This window comes from Pseudomonas sp. PDM28, from assembly GCF_019219115.1.
GTDB lineage: Bacteria > Pseudomonadota > Gammaproteobacteria > Pseudomonadales > Pseudomonadaceae > Aquipseudomonas > Aquipseudomonas laurylsulfatiphila.
The window spans coordinates 347,526-363,720 of record NZ_JAHUWG010000005.1 but is presented as its reverse complement, the minus strand read 5'-3'; the positions used below and the strand labels follow the sequence as shown (position 1 = coordinate 363,720).

Genomic DNA, 16,195 nt, shown 5'->3' with positions numbered 1-16,195 from the left:
CGGCTGATCCGCTTCGTTTTTCATGATTTCGACTGTTCGTCTGCAACCCCCGAGTTGCGGCATTACCCCGTTTCATTCCCAAGAATTAGAGAGACCCGAGCCCATGACGCCTTCTCCCGCGCCGTACTTCGTTCCCAGCCTGATCGCCATTGCCCTGGCCTGCGCGGCCCTGCCCGCCAGCGCCGAGGAGTCGGGCTTTGTCGAGGGCGCCAAGGTCAACCTGAACCTGCGCAACTTCTACATCAATCGCAACTTCACCAACCCGACCAAGGCCCAGGGCAAGGCTGAAGAGTGGACGCAGAGTTTCATCCTCGACGCCAAGTCCGGGTTCACCCAGGGCACTGTCGGCTTCGGCATGGATGTGCTGGGTTTGTATTCGGTGAAGCTCGACGGCGGCAAAGGCACCGGTGGTACGCAGCTGCTGCCGCTGGACCATGACGGCCGCCCTGCCGACAACTTCGGCCGCACCAATGTGGCGTTCAAGGCGAAGCTGTCGCAGACCGAAATCAAGGTTGGGGAATGGATGCCGGTACTGCCAATCCTGCGTTCCGACGACGGTCGTTCGCTGCCGCAAACCTTCCGCGGTGGCCAGATCACGTCAAAGGAAATCGATGGCCTGACGCTCTACGGCGGCCAGTTCCGTCAGAACAGCCCGCGCGACGACAGCAGCATGAGCGACATGTCGATGACCGGCAAAGCCGCCTTCACCTCCGATCGATTCAACTTCGAGGGCGGCGAGTACGTTTTCAATGACAAGCGCACCCAGATTGGTCTGTGGAATGCCGAGCTCAAGGACATCTACAGCCAGCAGTTCGTCAACCTGATCCACAGCCAGCCCGTCGGCGACTGGACCCTGGGCGCCAACCTGGGTTTCTTCTACGGCAAGGATGACGGCAGCGCCCGGGCCGGTGAGCTGGACAACAAAACCCTGTACGGTTTGTTCTCGGCCAAATACGGCGGCAACACCTTCTACGTTGGCCTGCAAAAACTCACCGGCGACAGCGCCTGGATGCGGGTCAACGGCACCAGCGGCGGCACCCTGGCCAACGACAGTTACAACTCCAGCTACGACAATGCCCGGGAGAAATCCTGGCAGGTGCGCCACGACTACAACTTCGTCGCCCTTGGCGTACCGGGCCTGACCCTGATGAACCGCTATATCAGCGGCGACAATGTGCACACCGGCAGCATCACCGACGGCAAGGAATGGGGACGTGAGTCGGAACTGGCCTACACCGTGCAGAGCGGCGTGCTGAAAGACCTGAATCTGAAATGGCGCAACTCGACCATGCGCCGGGATTACAGCAATAACGAGTTCGATGAGAACCGGTTGATCATCAGCTATCCGATCAGCTTGCTGTAAACACAAAACAAATGTGGGAGCGAGCTTGCTCGCGATGGCGGTGTATCAGGCGACATCAATAGTGAATGTGCCGACGCCATCGCGAGCAAGCTCGCTCCCACAGGTTGTTCACCGTTTTACCGCTTACTCCCGCGACTCGACCCCCAACTCATCCCACACCGACTCGGCCAGGTGGAAGGTCGCATTGGCCGCTGGAATGCCGCAGTAGATGGCGCTCTGCATGATCACTTCCTTGATCTCGCCACGGCTCACGCCGTTGTTGGCGGCGGCGCGCAGGTGCAGTTTGAGTTCGCCCTCGCGGTTCATGCCGATCAGCATGGCGATGGTGATCAGGCTGCGGGTATGGCGCGGCAGGCCCGGGCGGGTCCAGATGTCGCCCCAGGCGTGGCGGGTGATCATCTCCTGAAACTCCGAGTTGAACTCGGTCAGGGTCGTCAGGCTGCGGTCGACATGCGCGTCTCCAAGGACCGCACGACGGACCTTCATGCCCTCGTCATAACGTTGTTTTTCGTCCACGAAAATCCCCTCACTCAGCCGACAGAAACGCCAGCACGCGCTCGCTGAACGCATCGCCTGCCTGGACGTTGGACAAATGCGCGGCGTAGAACTCGGCGTACTCGGCCCCGCGCACATGCTCCTGAATAAAATGCCCACCGGATGGCGGCGTCACCGCATCTTCGGTCCCGGCAATCACCAGCAACGGCGCCTTGATCGAGGACAACCGATCGCGGAAATCGGCATCACGCACCGCCGCGCAATTGGCCGCATAGCCTTCGGGCGAAGTGGCCGCGAGCATGTCGGTAATCTGCTTGGCCGCCGCCGGGTTGGCAGCGGAGAAGTCCGGAGTGAACCAGCGTGCAATCGAGGCATCGCGCAAGGCAACCATGGCCGCCTGACCATCACGCAGGACCATTTCGATACGCGGGTTCCACACTGACGGATCACCGATTTTCGCCGCGGTGTTGCACACGATCAGCTTGTTCAGGCGCTCGCCGGCATTGATCCCCAGCCACTGGCCAATCAGCCCGCCCATGGACAAGCCGCAGAAGTGTGCGCGCTCGATGTGCAAGGCATCCAGCAAGGCGAGCACGTCGCGGCCCAGTTGCTCGATGCTGTAAGGCCCCGGTGTCACCAATGACTGGCCATGGCCGCGAGTGTCAAAACGCAACACGCGAAAATGTTTGGCGAACGCCGGGATTTGCGCGTCCCACATGTGCAGGTCGGTGCCCAAAGAGTTGGACAGCACCAGCACCGGCGCATCGACCGGTCCATCCAGTTGATAATGCAGTTCGCCCTCGGCGAGTTGTACAAAAGCCACAGCAATTCTCCTTCAGGCAGTCAATGCAGAATGTTCGGCCACCGCCCGCTCGACCCAGGTTTGGGCCTGGCCGAGGTAATGGGCAGGGTCCAGCAGATGATCGAGTTCAGCCGCCGACAGTTCGGCGGTCACTTGCGGTTCGTCGCCGAGCACCGCACGCAGGTGACGTTGTTCGGCCACCGCGCGTTTGCAGCAGCGTTCGAGCAGATGGTGTGCGGTATCGCGGCCGACCCGTTGGGCGAGGACGATGCTCACCGCTTCGGCGAGCACCAGGCCCTGGGTCAGATCGAGGTTGTGCGCCATGCGCCCGGCGTCCACTTCCAGTCCCTGGGCGATCAGCAACGCTTGCTGCAGACTGCCCGACACCAGGCAGCAAATCTCCGGCAGGGTTTCCCACTCGGCATGCCACAGGCCGAGACTGCGCTCGTGTTCCTGGGGCATGGCGCTGAACAGTGTCGAGAGCAAACCGGGTACACGCGTCGCCGCGCCGATCAACACCGCCGCGCCCACCGGATTGCGCTTGTGCGGCATGGTCGAGGAACCGCCCTTGCCCGGCGCCGAAGGTTCGAACACTTCGGCGGCTTCGGTCTGCATCAGCAGGCTGACGTCGCGACCCAGCTTGCCGAGACTGCCGGCGATCAACCCGAGCACCGCGCCGAACTCCACCACCCGATCGCGCTGGGTGTGCCACGGTTGCTCGGGCAAGGTCAGTTGCAGCTCTTCGGCCAGCGCCTGGGCAATCGGCATGGCCTGCTCGCCAAGTGCCGCAAGGGTGCCGGACGCACCGCCGAATTGCAGCACCAGCAAACGCGGCTTCAATTCGGCCAGGCGCTGGCGACTGCGAGTCACGGCGCCCAGCCAACCGGCGATTTTCATGCCGAGGGTCACCGGCGTCGCATGCTGCAACCAGGTGCGCCCGGCCAATGGCGTAGCCACATATCGTTCGGCCTGCGTCGCAAGGATTTGCCCCAGTTGCGCCAGATCGTTCTCGATCAGCTCCAGCGCACGACGCAATTGCAGCACCAGGCCGCTGTCCATCACATCCTGGCTGGTCGCACCTAGATGAACGTAACGCTCGGCCTCGGCATTCTGCGCAGCGATCTGCTTGCCCAGCGCCTTGACCAACGGAATCGCCGAGTTACCCGCCGTGGCAATCGCCTCGCCCAACGCCGCAAAGTCGTAAAGCCCGGCGCTGCAGGCCGCCTCAATCGGCGCGACTGCACTCGAGGGTATCAAGCCGACTCGCGCTTGCGCCCGGGCCAGTGCCGCTTCGAAATCGAGCATGGCCTGGACCCGGCCCTGATCGCAGAACACGTCACGCATATCGCGGGCGGTGAAATAGGCATCGAACAATTGATTGCCCGGTCGCTGGTTCATAAACAGTTCCTGAAGGCGCGGGCCTTTGCGGCCCGCGCGAGAAGATCAAAGATCGTGATGCAGATACTTCGCCTGTTTCGGCAGACGCAGGCTGAACAGGAAGGCTATCGCCATCATCACCGTTACATACCAGTAGAAGGAGTTTTCCATGCCCACGGCCTTGAGGCTCAAGGCCACATACTCCGCCGAACCGCCGAAGATCGCATTCGCCACCGCATACGCCAGGCCGACACCCAATGCACGCACCTCCGGCGGAAACATCTCGGCTTTCACCAGGCCACTGATCGAGGTGTAGAAACTGACGATTGCCAGGGCGACGGTAATCAGCACAAAGGCCAGGAACGGACTGCTGACACTTTTCAGGCTCAACAGGATCGGCACCGTGCACAGCGTGCCGAGGGCGCCGAACCAGAGCATCGAATTACGCCGGCCGATCTTGTCGGCGAGCATGCCGAAAACCGGTTGCATGCACATGTAGAGGAACAGCGCGCCGGTCATGATGTAGCTGGCGGTCTTGGCCGGCATGCCGGCGGTGTTCACCAGGTACTTCTGCATGTAGGTGGTGAAGGTGTAGAAAATCAGCGAACCACCGGCGGTGTAGCCGAGTACGGTGATGAACGCGGCCTTATGGTCGCGAAACAACGCGCTGATGCTGCCGGCGTCCTTGTTTTCGCGCATTTCCTTGCTGGAGGTTTCTTTCAACGAACGACGCAGATACAGCGAAACCAGCGCCGCCATGGCACCGACCACAAAGGGAATCCGCCAGCCGTAGGCACGCAATTCGTCTTCATTGAGGAACTGTTGCAGGATCACCACCAGCGACACCGCCAACAGTTGCCCGCCAATCAGGGTCACGTACTGGAATGAAGCGAAGAAGCCGCGCTGGCCCTTGAGCGCCACTTCGCTCATGTAGGTCGCCGTGGTGCCGTACTCACCGCCCACCGACAAGCCTTGCAGCAAACGGGCGAACAGCAACAGGATCGGTGCCCAGACCCCGATGCTGTTGTAGGTCGGCAGGCAGGCGATAAGCAAGGAGCCGAAGCACATCATCAGAATCGAGATCAGCATCGAATTCTTGCGCCCGTGCTTGTCCGCCAACCGACCGAAAATCCAGCCGCCAATCGGGCGCATCAGGAACCCGGCGGCGAACACGCCTGCGGTATTGACCAACTGCACGGTGGGGTTATCGGACGGGAAAAACGCCGGGGCGAAATAGATCGCACAGAAGGCGTAGACGTAGAAGTCGAACCATTCGACCAGATTGCCGGACGAGGCGCCGACGATGGCGAAGATCCGCTTGCTGCGCTCCTCACCGGTGTATAGCGGTTGTGTAGCGGTGGTCGTTGTCATTGTTTTTCACTCAATGGGGACAGTGAGAGTCTAGACATACTTTGTAACAGTCCCGTTCCACACAAAAGATCGCAGCCTGCGGCAGCTCCTACAAAGGCATGGCATGCAGGCTGCGATCTTTTGATCTGGATCTTAATAATCGAAGAACACTGTCTCCGCATCAGTACCTTGCAGAATCACATTCCACTGATAAACACCCGACGCATCCTTCCGGGCCAGCAAGGTACCGCGACGCTCGGCCGGCACGCACTCCAGCAACGGATCGTTCACGTTGGCCGCATCACCCTCAAAGTAGATCCGTGTCAGCAGGTGCTTCACCAGACCACGGGCAAACACCAGTACCACCAGGTGCGGTGCCTGAGTCGTGCCTTTGAGTCCCTCGACCGTTCCCGGCTTGATGGTCGTGAAACGAAAACGCCCTTCAGCATCCACCGGCACCCGGCCAAAGCCTTCGAAATTCGGGTCCAGGGGTTTTTCCTGGTCGTCCTCCGGATGGTCATACTTGCCCGCGGCATTGGCCTGCCAGACTTCCAGCATCGCGTCGTTGACGATGTCGCCGTTGCCATCGAGCACTTGCCCGGTGATCGCCACGCGCTCGCCCAGGGTTTGTTCGACGGTCAGGTCTTCGCGGTTCAGCCAGGTCAGGCCGATGTGGTAGTACGGCCCGACGGTGTGGGACGTGGTCGCAGTCAGCGTCATCTTATTTCTCCATCGGCGTGGCGTCGCGGCCGCGCAAAACGATGTCCCAGCGATAACCGAGGGCATAGGACGGGATGGTTTTTTCCAGGTCGAACGAGGCGATCAAGCGCTCTTTGGCGCGGGTATCGGGCACGCAGTTGTAGATCGGGTCGTACGCCAACAGCGGGTCGCCCGGGAAATACATTTGCGTCACCAGGCGCGTCAGGATGCTCGGCCCGAACAACGAGAAATGGATGTGCGCCGGGCGCCAGGCGTTGTGGTGGTTGCCCCACGGATACGCACCAGGCTTGATGGTCTGGAACTGGTACCAGCCATCGGCGTCGGTCACGGTACGGCCGGTGCCGGTGAAGTTCGGGTCCAGCGGCGCGTCGTGCAGGTCACGGGCATGGGCATAGCGACCGGCGGCGTTGGCCTGCCAGATCTCCACTAGAATCCCCGGAACCGGCAGGCCGTTTTCGTCCAGCACGCGGCCGTGAATGATGATGCGCTCACCCTGCGGCTGACCTTCGTGCTGAGCGGTGAGATCATTGTCCTTCTCGTTGACGCGCTCGGCGCCGACGGTTGGCCCGGTGATTTCCGACAACGAATGGGGCAGAAACACCAACGGTTTGGACGGCGAGCGCAGGTTGGTGGATTGATAGGTCGGGTGCAGGTACTCCGGCTGAGTACCCTCCTGCGGGCGACGGTAACCAGGCTTGTCAGTCATTACTCTTTCCTCAGTTCTTATTTGCCGACAGGGTGTGTCAGACCCGTTCGATTGCCAAAGCCAGACCCTGGCCGACACCGACGCACATGGTCGCCAGACCTTTCTTGCCACCGGTCTTTTCCAGCTGATGCAACGCCGTCAGCACCAGACGCGCACCACTCATGCCCAACGGATGGCCCAGGGCAATCGCGCCACCGTTCGGGTTGACCTGGGCGGCATCGTCGGCAATCCCCAGTTCACGCAGCACCGCCAAACCCTGGCTGGCGAAGGCTTCGTTGAGTTCGATCACGTCGAAATCGCTGACTGCCACGCCGAGGCGCTCGGTCAGTTTGCGCACCGCCGGCACCGGGCCGATGCCCATCACCCGCGGTGCAACACCGGCGCTGGCCATGCCCAGCACTTTGGCGCGGGCGGTCAGACCGTGTTTCTTCACGGCTTCGGCCGAGGCCAGGATCAATGCGGCGGCACCGTCGTTCACACCCGAGGCATTGCCGGCGGTGACGGTTTTGTCGGGGCCGTTGACCGGTTTCAGTTTGGTCAGAGCTTCCAGGGTGGTGTCGGCGCGAGGGTGCTCGTCCTGGCTGACCACGGTTTCACCCTTTTTATGGGCTACGCGCACTTCGACGATTTCTTCGGCGAAGAACCCGGCAGCTTGCGCGACGGCGGTGCGCTGCTGGCTGCGCAGGGCAAAGGCGTCCTGGTCTTCGCGGGAGACTTTGTAATCGTCGGCCACGTTGTCAGCGGTCTGCGGCATCGCGTCCACGCCGTACTGGGCTTTCATCAGCGGGTTGATGAAGCGCCAGCCGATGGTGGTGTCTTCGAGTTTCATGTTGCGCGAGAACGCCGCGTCGGCCTTGCCCATCACGAACGGCGCACGGGACATCGACTCGACGCCGCCGGCAATCGCCAGCTCCATCTCGCCGCTGGCGATGGCGCGGAACGCGGTGCCGATGGCATCCATGCCCGAAGCGCAAAGGCGGTTGAGGGTCACGCCGGGAATGGTTTCCGGCAGCCCTGCCAACAGCAGCGCCATGCGCGCAACGTTGCGGTTGTCTTCGCCAGCCTGGTTGGCGCAGCCGAGGAACACCTCGTCCACGGCGCTCCAGTCCACCGACGGGTTGCGCGCCATCAAGGCCTTGATCGGCACGGCGGCCAGGTCGTCGGCACGCACCGTCGACAGACCGCCGCCGAAACGGCCGATGGGGGTACGAATCGCGTCGCAGATATAAACGTCACGCATCACGCTTCTCCGGGGGCTTGGCCGTGGGCCGCTGCAGTACGGGCTTCGAGATCGCGCAGCGCGGTCAGTTCGACGTCGGTCGGCTCGGCGGTGGTTGAAACGCTGTCGGCAAAGCGAATCGCCCAACCGGTGGCGGCGACCACTTGCTCGCGGGTCACGCCCGGGTGCAGTGCAGTGACGACGAACTCATGGGTGCCGGCTTCCGGCTCCATGATGCACAGATCGGTGATGATCCCCACCGGACCGGCGCCTGGCAGGCCGAGGCGCTTGCGCGAATCGCCGCCCTCGCCGTGGCCGACCGAGGTAATGAAGTCGAGTTTGTCGACAAAGGAGCGCGCCGACTGCTTGAGGATAATCAACACGCTCTTGGCGGAACCGGCAATCTCCGGCGCGCCACCGGCACCCGGCAGACGCACTTTCGGTGCGTGGTAATCGCCGACCACGGTGGTGTTGATGTTGCCGAAGCGATCGACCTGCGCCGCGCCGAGGAAACCGACGTCGATGCGCCCGCCCTGCAGCCAGTAGCGGAAAATCTCGCCGGTCGGGACCACGGTGTCGGCGGTTTCCGCCAATTCACCGTCACCGATCGACAGCGGCAATACGCTCGGCTTGGCACCGATCGGACCCGATTCGTAGATCAATACCACATCAGGCGAAGACGTCAGGCGCGCCAGGTTGGCCGCTTTCGATGGCAGGCCGATGCCCACGAAGCACACCGAACCGTTCTTCAGGCGGCGAGCGGCGGCGACGGTCATCATTTCATTGGTGGTGTAAGTCATTACTTCGCCTCCGAAGCGGCGGCCAGTTTGGCCTGGAACTCGCTGAAGTCAGCGCTGCCGTGGATGTATTCGTTGATCCACGCGGTGAAGGTTTCACGGTCGCGGGCAATCGGGTCCCAGGCCTGGTAGAAGCGGTTGTCGCGTTCGGTGTAACCGTGGGCGTAGGACGGATGCGCACCACCTGGCACATGGCAAACCGCGCTCAAGGCCCAGGTCGGCAACACGCAGGCGTTCATCGGTGCATTCAGGTCGTCGACGATCTCTTCAACGGTGACGATGCAACGCTTGGCGGCCAGTGCGGCTTCTTTTTGCACGCCGAGAATGCCCCAGAGCAGCACGTTGCCTTTGCGGTCGGCTTTCTGCGCATGGATCACGGTGATGTCCGGACGCACCGAAGGCACGGCGGCCAGCACTTCACCGGTGAACGGGCAGGTAACGGACTTGATCAGCGGGTTGACCTTCGGCAGGTCGGAACCGGCGTAGGCACGCAGCACCGCGAATGGCAGGCCGGAAGCGCCGGCGACGTAGGCATTGGCCAGGTCGGCATGGCTGTGCTCTTCGATTTCCAGCGGGTGCGGCCACTGTTTCTCGACGGCGTCACGCAGGCGATGCAGGGAGCCGACACCCGGGTTGCCGCCCCAGGAGAAAATCAGCTTGCGGGCACAACCGGCACCGATCAACTGGTCGTAGATCAGGTCAGGGGTCATCCGCACCAGGGTCAGGTCTTTCTTGCCCTGGCGAATGATTTCGTGACCCGCAGCCGTCGGGATCAGGTGGGTGAAGCCTTCGAGCGCGACCGTATCGCCGTCGTTCACGAATTGCTTCACCGCGTCGTGCAGCGAAAGAATTTCAGCCATTGGGGCAGGCTCCCGTTTGTTGTTAACCGACAGTGGAAGAAGGCGCCGATGCGCAGCGCCGGAATGACTGAAGGTTAAGCCTGTGTAAAACGTCAAACAATCCGATAATCGACTAACTGTTCGATTATCGAACGCATTGTTGTCTGGCTATCTTTATTGGTTGCCCCCAAAAGATCGCAGCCTTCGGCAGCTCCTACAGAGGAATTCGTGCACCTGTAGGAGCTGCCGCAGGCTGCGATTTTTTCTGGCTACACCCCTATTTCAACGCCGAATCAGGTCGCATCCGCATGACTGACCATGCCCTTGATCACGACGGCTGTGGTCGCCAGCGCCGCCGGAATCACCAGTGCCGTCAGCACTTGCTCGAAGTTCCAGCCCAGCCCCAGCAGGGTCGCGCCCATCCACGCCCCGAGGATGGCGCCGAAGCGGCCGATCCCGAGCATCCACGACACACCGGTGGCCCGCCCCTGAGTCGGGTAAAACCGCGCCGCCAGTGACGGCATCGCCGATTGCGCACCGTTGACACACATCCCCGCCACCAGCACCAGCGTCGCCAGTATTGTGATGTTGCCCAGGCTCTGCCCCACCGCGTAGGCAAACACCCCGGCCAGCAGATAGAACGTGCCGATGACCTTGTGCGGATTGAACCGGTCCATCGCCCAGCCCACGCCCACGGCACTCAACACGCCACCGAACTGGAACAGCGCGCCGATGAAGGCGGCCTGTTCCATGCTCGCGCCACTGTCGCGCATCAGCGTCGGCAGCCAGCTGGTCAGCAGGTAGACGATCACCAGGCCCATGAAGTAGGTCAGCCACAGCAGCAAGGTGCCGACGCTGTAGGTGCCGGAAAAGATCACCGCAAACACATTGCGCGCCTTCACGGTCTTCTGTTCCGGCACGCTGAAGCTGGACGCCTGGGCCACCACCGTCGGGTCAATCGGCGCCAGTGTCTTGCGTACCTTGTCCGTACCGCGGTTACGCACCACCAGGTAACGCGCCGACTCCGGCAGCCAGAACAGTAATACGACGGCGAGGATCAGCGGCAGGACTCCGCCGATCAGCAACAGGCTGTGCCAGCCAAAGGCCGGAATGAGCTTGGCCGAGATAAAGCCGCCGCCGGCCATGCCGAGGTTGAAACCGCAGAACATGCTGGTCACCAGCAAGGACTTCTTGCGCTCCGGGGTGTACTCCGACAGCAGGGTCGTGGCGTTCGGCATGCCGGCGCCCAGGCCCAGCCCGGTTAAAAAGCGCAACACCAGCAATTGCTCGACGTTGGTGCTGTAGGCCGAAGCCAGGCTGAAGGCACCGAACAACAACACCGCCCCGACCAGTACGACTTTTCGCCCAAAGCGGTCAGCCAATGGCCCGGAGCCCAATGCACCAAAGACCATGCCGATCAGAGCCGCGCTCATCACCGGACCGAGGCTGGCGCGATCGATTCCCCAATCCTGCGACAGAGCCGGCGCAATGAATCCCATGGCCGCGGTATCGAGGCCGTCGAGAAAGACAATCAGGAAACACAGGATGACTACCCGCCACTGGTAGCGCGAAATGGGCTGAGCATTGATGAAGGACTGCACGTCAAGGCAGTTTCCTACAGCAGACTGGGGCTGGTTCATTATTTTTATTCCGTGGATCACAGTCGAAAGGGGCCAGCCGGGGCTGACGCAGACGCGACATTAATGACCCACAGGAAACAGCGTCAATTCGCCAAACGTAACTCTGTGCGTTTATCGAACAGCTTAGGTGAACAGTTGGCTACTAAGGTCGCGGCTGGCACTCAGCAGGCCAGGGAGGAAGCGCTGTTCCAGCTCGTTACGACTGACTCGCCCGGCGTGGGTGCTGACATTGAGGGCCGCGACCACCTGGCCGGAGGCGTCGTACACCGGGACGGCAATCGAGCGCAGTCCCTGCTCAAGTTCCTGGTCGACGATGCACCAGCCTTGCTGTCGTACCTCTTGCAGGCATTCGAGCAATGCCTCGGGGGTGTGAATCGTGCGACTCGTCTTGGCCTGCAGTTCGGCGTGCTCCAGGTATTCGCCCAGCGAGGTGTCATCCAGCGCAGCCAGCAGGATCCGACCCATCGACGTGCAATAGGCCGGCAGGCGCCCACCCACCGACAGGTCCACCGAAATCAGGCGCTGGGTGGTCGCGGAGCGGGCGATGTACAGAATGTCGTCACCTTCCAGCGTGGCCATGTTGCAGGCCTCGTGCAGCTGTTCGCTCATGCGGTCCAGGTAAGGCTGGGCGGAAACCGCCAGCGGCGTTGATGACACATAGGCATGGCCGAGGGTCAGCACTTTGGGCAGCAACGAGTAGGTGCGGCCGTCGGTGGTGGCGTAGCCGAGTTTGATCAGGGTGTGCAGGCAACGGCGCACGGCGGCGCGGGGAATTTCCGTGCGGTGGCTGATCTGGGCGATGGTCAGGTGCCGTTTGCGTTCCTGGAATGCTTGCACCACAGCCAGGCCACGGGCCAGGGACGTCATGAAATCCGGGTCGCCGGTCAGTGCCTGGATCCGTTTGGCCGGCGAGGCAACGATGGGGGGAGCCACTGAAGCGAAGGAATTGCGCATTTGATCGTTCATACAAGGTCCTTTTACCCACTCGGATCAGCGACTATTACAAAGGGCTACCGCCTGACGCTCAAGCCCGGCCCGTCAACTCCGGGCGATTATCGAACGCTCGACCGATAATCGCAATCAGCCGTGCCAATCAGCCCGTCCGCTGATGTCCGGTTTTTCGCTGGATCACCAACTCGTTTATAGCCGATCGACCCAGGAATTAATGAGGCATTCTAAATACCGTAACTTGTTCGACTTAATGGCGTCAGAAAGGCATCGCAGCAATCAGGATCAGTCGACGTTCTAGTAGAACGTAAAATTCCGCACAACAAAACTGCGCCCCCAAGACCGGCTTTTAACTCTTTGGAGATAGTGTTCTTCAAATAGGCCGCTATAATACAATTCAGTAGCACTCCGGTTTTTTTACTTGCCGGACCTGCTACCCGGCAATGCGATGTTCCATCTCCGTTGCCCATTGCAAGCGCCAGATCTGCATTGCACTGCCTTGCCAGTGCGCTTGCTGAAACAGGAAACTGAAGCTACGTCAGCTGTTTATCTCTGGTGCCGTGGCCGCCTGTGACATGGAAGTATTGATCCCGGTTGTCGCCAAAACGATGTCTTGACGGGCATTGCCCATTCGACGGACGTGATCAATCGATTTGATGCAGCGCGTTTTCACCAGAATTTATCCCAACTCAATCAGGTAGCACTGTGACGAAAGACGAACTGCGCGCGGAACTAGAGCGCCAGGAACAACGCTACAAGGAAGTTTACGGCGGAGAAGTCACCACTTACGCCGCTCAACCCGAACCGGAACGCAAACCCTGGCGTAAACGCGCCACCGTTCAGGATCAGGTTTTCCAGCAAGAACTTGAAAAAATGGAAAAGGAACTCAAAGCCGAAGAGCCATGACTGCTTCGGCCTGATCCTTACAAGGACCTGCCTCTGCACCTGTTAAAAGCGGGATGTATGGAGGTCGCCTTGCGCGCCCGCTACGAGCGGGCTGCGGCCACTGCCCTCCCCGGATGAAGGCAGATTTTGATATCTGACGTATTTCTCAGATATTTCGTACAGGCATTCTCCCTCATCCCTCAGTGGTGCAAATCCCTTGCTGCGGCGATCTTTTCAAGCAAAATCAACAAGTTAAAAAACACAGCAAAAGCCTAGGGCTTTGGGTGCCGCGGCAAAAAATTTCGTTGAAGAATGTTACCGATGAGCAGCTAGTGCATTGATTAGCAGTCTTTTCTGGCATAATCGCGCCCCCTTATGACCGGGTCAGAAAACCTTCATGATCGATTTATTCAGCGGACTGGATGCTTGGGTGCTTGTGAGCCTCTTGCTCGCCCTGGCCTTTGTCCTCGCCTTCGAGTTCATCAACGGCTTTCATGACACCGCTAACGCGGTGGCCACCGTTATCTACACCAAAGCCATGCCGCCTCACCTGGCGGTGTTTTTCTCCGGGGTGTTCAACTTCCTCGGCGTGCTGCTGGGCGGGGTCGGCGTGGCGTATGCCATCGTCCACCTGCTGCCGGTAGAACTGCTGATCAATGTGAACACTGGTCACGGACTGGCCATGGTGTTCTCGTTGCTCGCCGCCGCCATTACCTGGAACCTGGGCACCTGGTACTTCGGTATTCCCGCTTCCAGTTCCCACACGCTGATCGGTTCGATCCTCGGTGTCGGCCTGGCCAACGCCCTGATCAACGATATTCCGTTGGCCGACGGGGTGAACTGGCAAAAGGCGATCGATATCGCCATGTCACTGGTGTTCTCGCCAATGGCAGGTTTCCTGATCGCCGCGTTGATCCTGATCGGCCTTAAATGGTGGCGTCCGCTGTCGAAGATGCACAAGACACCGGAACAGCGCCGCAAGATCGACGACAAGAAGCATCCGCCGTTCTGGAATCGCCTGGTACTGGTGATCTCGGCCATGGCCGTGAGTTTCGTGCACGGTTCCAACGATGGCCAGAAGGGTATCGGCCTGATCATGCTGGTCCTGATCGGTATCGTGCCGGCGCAGTTCGTCCTCGACCTGAACAGCACGACCTATCAGATCGAGCGTACCCGCGACGCCACGCTGCACCTGAGCCAGTTCTACCAGCGCAACTCGGAAACCCTGGGCGAGTTCCTGGCCCTGGGCAAGAGCGTGGAAGGCGATCTGCCGGAGAAATTCCGTTGCAACCCGCAACAGACCGAACCGACCATCACCGCCCTGCTCGGTACCCTCAAGGGTGTAGCCGACTACCACTCGCTGCCGTCGGAAAGCCGCATCGAAGTACGTCGTTACCTGCTCTGCCTCGACGACACGGCGAAGAAGGTCAGCAAATTGCCAACCCTCGGCGCCCGTGAAAAGGCTGACCTGGACAAGCTGCGCAAAGACCTGACCACTACCACTGAATATGCCCCGTTCTGGGTGATTCTGGCAGTGGCGCTGGCCCTGGGCCTGGGTACCATGGTTGGCTGGAAACGCGTGGTACTAACCATTGGCGAGAAGATCGGCAAGCAAGGCATGACGTACTCTCAAGGTATGTCGGCGCAGATCACCACCGCCAGCCTGATCGGCCTGGCGAACATCTTCAGCCTGCCGGTTTCCACCACCCACGTGCTGTCCTCTGGCGTGGCGGGCACCATGGTCGCCAATAAAAGCGGCCTGCAAGGCGGCACCGTCAGAACCATCCTGATGGCCTGGGTTTTGACCCTGCCAGCCACCGTGGCCCTGTCGGCCGGGTTGTTCTGGCTCGCTTCGAAGGCGCTTGGCAGCTGACAGGCAGCCAAACGAAAAAGGCGCGCTCCGCAAGGAACGCGCCTTTTTTATTGCCATAATTGTCGCCACACCACAAATCATTGTGGGAGCGAGCTTGCTCGCGATAGCGGCCTTGCAGTCAATAAAGATGCTGAATGTTATGGCCTCATCGCGAGCAAGCTCGCTCCCACAGGGTTTGCGTGTATCGATAGTGTTTTACAGGCAAAAAAAAGGGCAACCGAAGTTGCCCAAAATGCCTTGCGTGCTCATTACATCCAGAAAGAACTACGGTTATTTCCGCTTGTGCGAATCCTTCCAGATAAAAAGTCCGAATCCTGCAAAAAACACAAACATGAGGCTGACAGTCAGCACTCCGGCGATCACCACGTTGTCGAAAAACATGACGCGTCTCCTGCACTTGCCCTGTTGCGATAGGGTTAAGTTAACCAAACGGGCAGGAGAAAATATTGACCGGGGTCAATGCCGCCCGAGACTGGGCAAGAGGAAGGGGAAAGTTTGACCCGCATCAATGAATGCGGGGGGGGGGGGGAGGGTCAGCGTTTTTTCGGTTTGTTTTTCGGCTTTTTCTTCACCTTGCCCAACGGCATGGCTTGTTCGAACGCCTGGCGAACTTCATTGAGCCGTTTGTCATTGAGGTCATGAACACGCTTGGCGCGTTCCGCGTTGAGGTCAATCAGTTTGTCGTCTTGGCTCATGGCAGTCAGTGCATCGCTTGATATGAGTTTCAGCTGCCGTGGCGTTCGGCAACCCTGCACCAATAATGCGGCCTGACGGCCGCTCTGACCAGCCGTGTGCTCAAATCTCGATGTCGACCCACAGCCCCTGCCGCGGCTGATCCTCCATCAGCGGCGCCACCGGCACGGTGTTGTCGGCATTGAGTTCATCCCCGGGAATCGCCAGGTGCGCCTCGGGATCATGATCAGCCTCGTGGCGACGCCGCTCCTGCTCCTGCCTGCGGCGCTGTTCCTCGCGCAGCACCAGCCCATCCTCTTCAGGATTGCGCTTTTGCAGATCGATGGTGCTTTCACTGGAGCTTTCCTGCACCGGCACCACCGGTGGAATATCCGGACGCTGGCGGATCGGATCAGTCTGTGAAGTGATCGGCACGGCACTCAAGGGGAGCATCGGTGGCAGCATGGTTTTCAGTCTCCTGTCAGCAGGCTGTCGGCTGCGCGAATGAC

Annotated in this window: 17 protein-coding genes; 3 read left to right on the top strand and 14 right to left on the bottom strand. The window is 60.5% G+C overall.

Going from position 1 to position 16,195, the window contains the following annotated elements; translation table 11 throughout:
* Nucleotides 1-103 precede the first annotated feature (103 nt).
* A complete protein-coding gene (locus tag KW841_RS13650) occupies nt 104-1,363 on the top strand; it encodes an OprD family porin (protein ID WP_218476852.1) in 1,260 nt (419 codons plus the stop codon).
* 123 nt (nt 1,364-1,486) lie between these two features.
* On the opposite strand, the gene pcaC is transcribed toward KW841_RS13650, so the two are convergent.
* From pcaC to pcaR, 11 genes are all read right to left on the bottom strand, one after another.
* Nucleotides 1,487-1,879, bottom strand: a complete 393-nt coding sequence (gene pcaC / locus KW841_RS13645; protein WP_007976697.1) for a 4-carboxymuconolactone decarboxylase — start codon at nt 1,877-1,879, stop codon at nt 1,487-1,489.
* Between the two features lie 10 nt (nt 1,880-1,889).
* Nucleotides 1,890-2,681, bottom strand: a complete 792-nt coding sequence (gene pcaD, locus KW841_RS13640; RefSeq protein ID WP_218476849.1) for a 3-oxoadipate enol-lactonase — start codon at nt 2,679-2,681, stop codon at nt 1,890-1,892.
* Nucleotides 2,682-2,693: 12 nt separating this feature from the next.
* Entirely contained in the window at nt 2,694-4,058 is a 1,365-nt protein-coding gene (locus tag KW841_RS13635; protein WP_218476846.1) for a 3-carboxy-cis,cis-muconate cycloisomerase, read from the bottom strand.
* A gap of 45 nt (nt 4,059-4,103) precedes the next feature.
* Nucleotides 4,104-5,408: an MFS family transporter gene (locus KW841_RS13630; RefSeq protein WP_218476843.1), complete on the bottom strand. Its 1,305-nt coding sequence runs from the start codon at nt 5,406-5,408 to the stop codon at nt 4,104-4,106.
* Nucleotides 5,409-5,540: 132 nt separating this feature from the next.
* Entirely contained in the window at nt 5,541-6,107 is a 567-nt protein-coding gene (pcaG, locus tag KW841_RS13625) for a protocatechuate 3,4-dioxygenase subunit alpha (RefSeq protein ID WP_102701028.1), read from the bottom strand.
* A 1-nt stretch (nt 6,108) separates the two neighbouring features.
* Nucleotides 6,109-6,813 carry a protocatechuate 3,4-dioxygenase subunit beta gene (pcaH, locus tag KW841_RS13620; RefSeq protein ID WP_007976686.1) on the bottom strand — a complete coding sequence of 235 codons (705 nt, stop codon included), beginning with the start codon at nt 6,811-6,813 and terminating at the stop codon, nt 6,109-6,111.
* Between the two features lie 37 nt (nt 6,814-6,850).
* Entirely contained in the window at nt 6,851-8,056 is a 1,206-nt protein-coding gene (gene pcaF, locus KW841_RS13615; RefSeq protein WP_218476841.1) for a 3-oxoadipyl-CoA thiolase, read from the bottom strand.
* Nucleotides 8,053-8,832 carry a CoA-transferase subunit beta gene (locus tag KW841_RS13610; protein WP_218476838.1) on the bottom strand — a complete coding sequence of 260 codons (780 nt, stop codon included), beginning with the start codon at nt 8,830-8,832 and terminating at the stop codon, nt 8,053-8,055. Before KW841_RS13610 ends, pcaF begins: the two co-directional genes overlap by 4 nt.
* Nucleotides 8,832-9,689, bottom strand: a complete 858-nt coding sequence (locus tag KW841_RS13605; protein WP_007976681.1) for a CoA transferase subunit A — start codon at nt 9,687-9,689, stop codon at nt 8,832-8,834. The genes KW841_RS13610 and KW841_RS13605 overlap by 1 nt, the downstream gene beginning before the upstream one ends.
* 272 nt (nt 9,690-9,961) lie before the next feature.
* The gene (locus KW841_RS13600) at nt 9,962-11,308 is read right to left on the bottom strand and encodes an MFS transporter (protein WP_218476827.1); all 1,347 of its coding nucleotides are present in this window, start codon (nt 11,306-11,308) and stop codon (nt 9,962-9,964) included.
* 123 nt (nt 11,309-11,431) lie between these two features.
* The gene (gene pcaR / locus KW841_RS13595) at nt 11,432-12,274 is read right to left on the bottom strand and encodes a pca regulon transcriptional regulator PcaR (protein WP_007976676.1); all 843 of its coding nucleotides are present in this window, start codon (nt 12,272-12,274) and stop codon (nt 11,432-11,434) included.
* Between the two features lie 687 nt (nt 12,275-12,961).
* Between pcaR and KW841_RS13590 the strand changes: the two genes are divergently transcribed.
* The gene (locus tag KW841_RS13590; protein WP_007976673.1) at nt 12,962-13,162 is read left to right on the top strand and encodes a hypothetical protein; all 201 of its coding nucleotides are present in this window, start codon (nt 12,962-12,964) and stop codon (nt 13,160-13,162) included.
* A gap of 376 nt (nt 13,163-13,538) precedes the next feature.
* Complete coding sequence (locus tag KW841_RS13585; protein WP_007976671.1) at nt 13,539-15,014, top strand: inorganic phosphate transporter; 1,476 nt, start codon at nt 13,539-13,541, stop codon at nt 15,012-15,014.
* Between the two features lie 270 nt (nt 15,015-15,284).
* Here the strand turns inward: KW841_RS13585 and ccoM are convergent, their stop codons facing one another.
* The 3 genes from ccoM to KW841_RS13575 form a co-directional block, all read right to left on the bottom strand.
* Nucleotides 15,285-15,395, bottom strand: coding sequence for a cytochrome c oxidase subunit CcoM (gene ccoM / locus KW841_RS29925; RefSeq protein WP_007976669.1), 111 nt, complete (start codon nt 15,393-15,395; stop codon nt 15,285-15,287).
* 152 nt (nt 15,396-15,547) lie between these two features.
* Nucleotides 15,548-15,709 carry a hypothetical protein gene (locus KW841_RS13580; RefSeq protein ID WP_086776977.1) on the bottom strand — a complete coding sequence of 54 codons (162 nt, stop codon included), beginning with the start codon at nt 15,707-15,709 and terminating at the stop codon, nt 15,548-15,550.
* A 100-nt stretch (nt 15,710-15,809) separates the two neighbouring features.
* Complete coding sequence (locus tag KW841_RS13575) at nt 15,810-16,151, bottom strand: aspartate-semialdehyde dehydrogenase (RefSeq protein WP_218476824.1); 342 nt, start codon at nt 16,149-16,151, stop codon at nt 15,810-15,812.
* Nucleotides 16,152-16,195 lie beyond the last annotated feature (44 nt).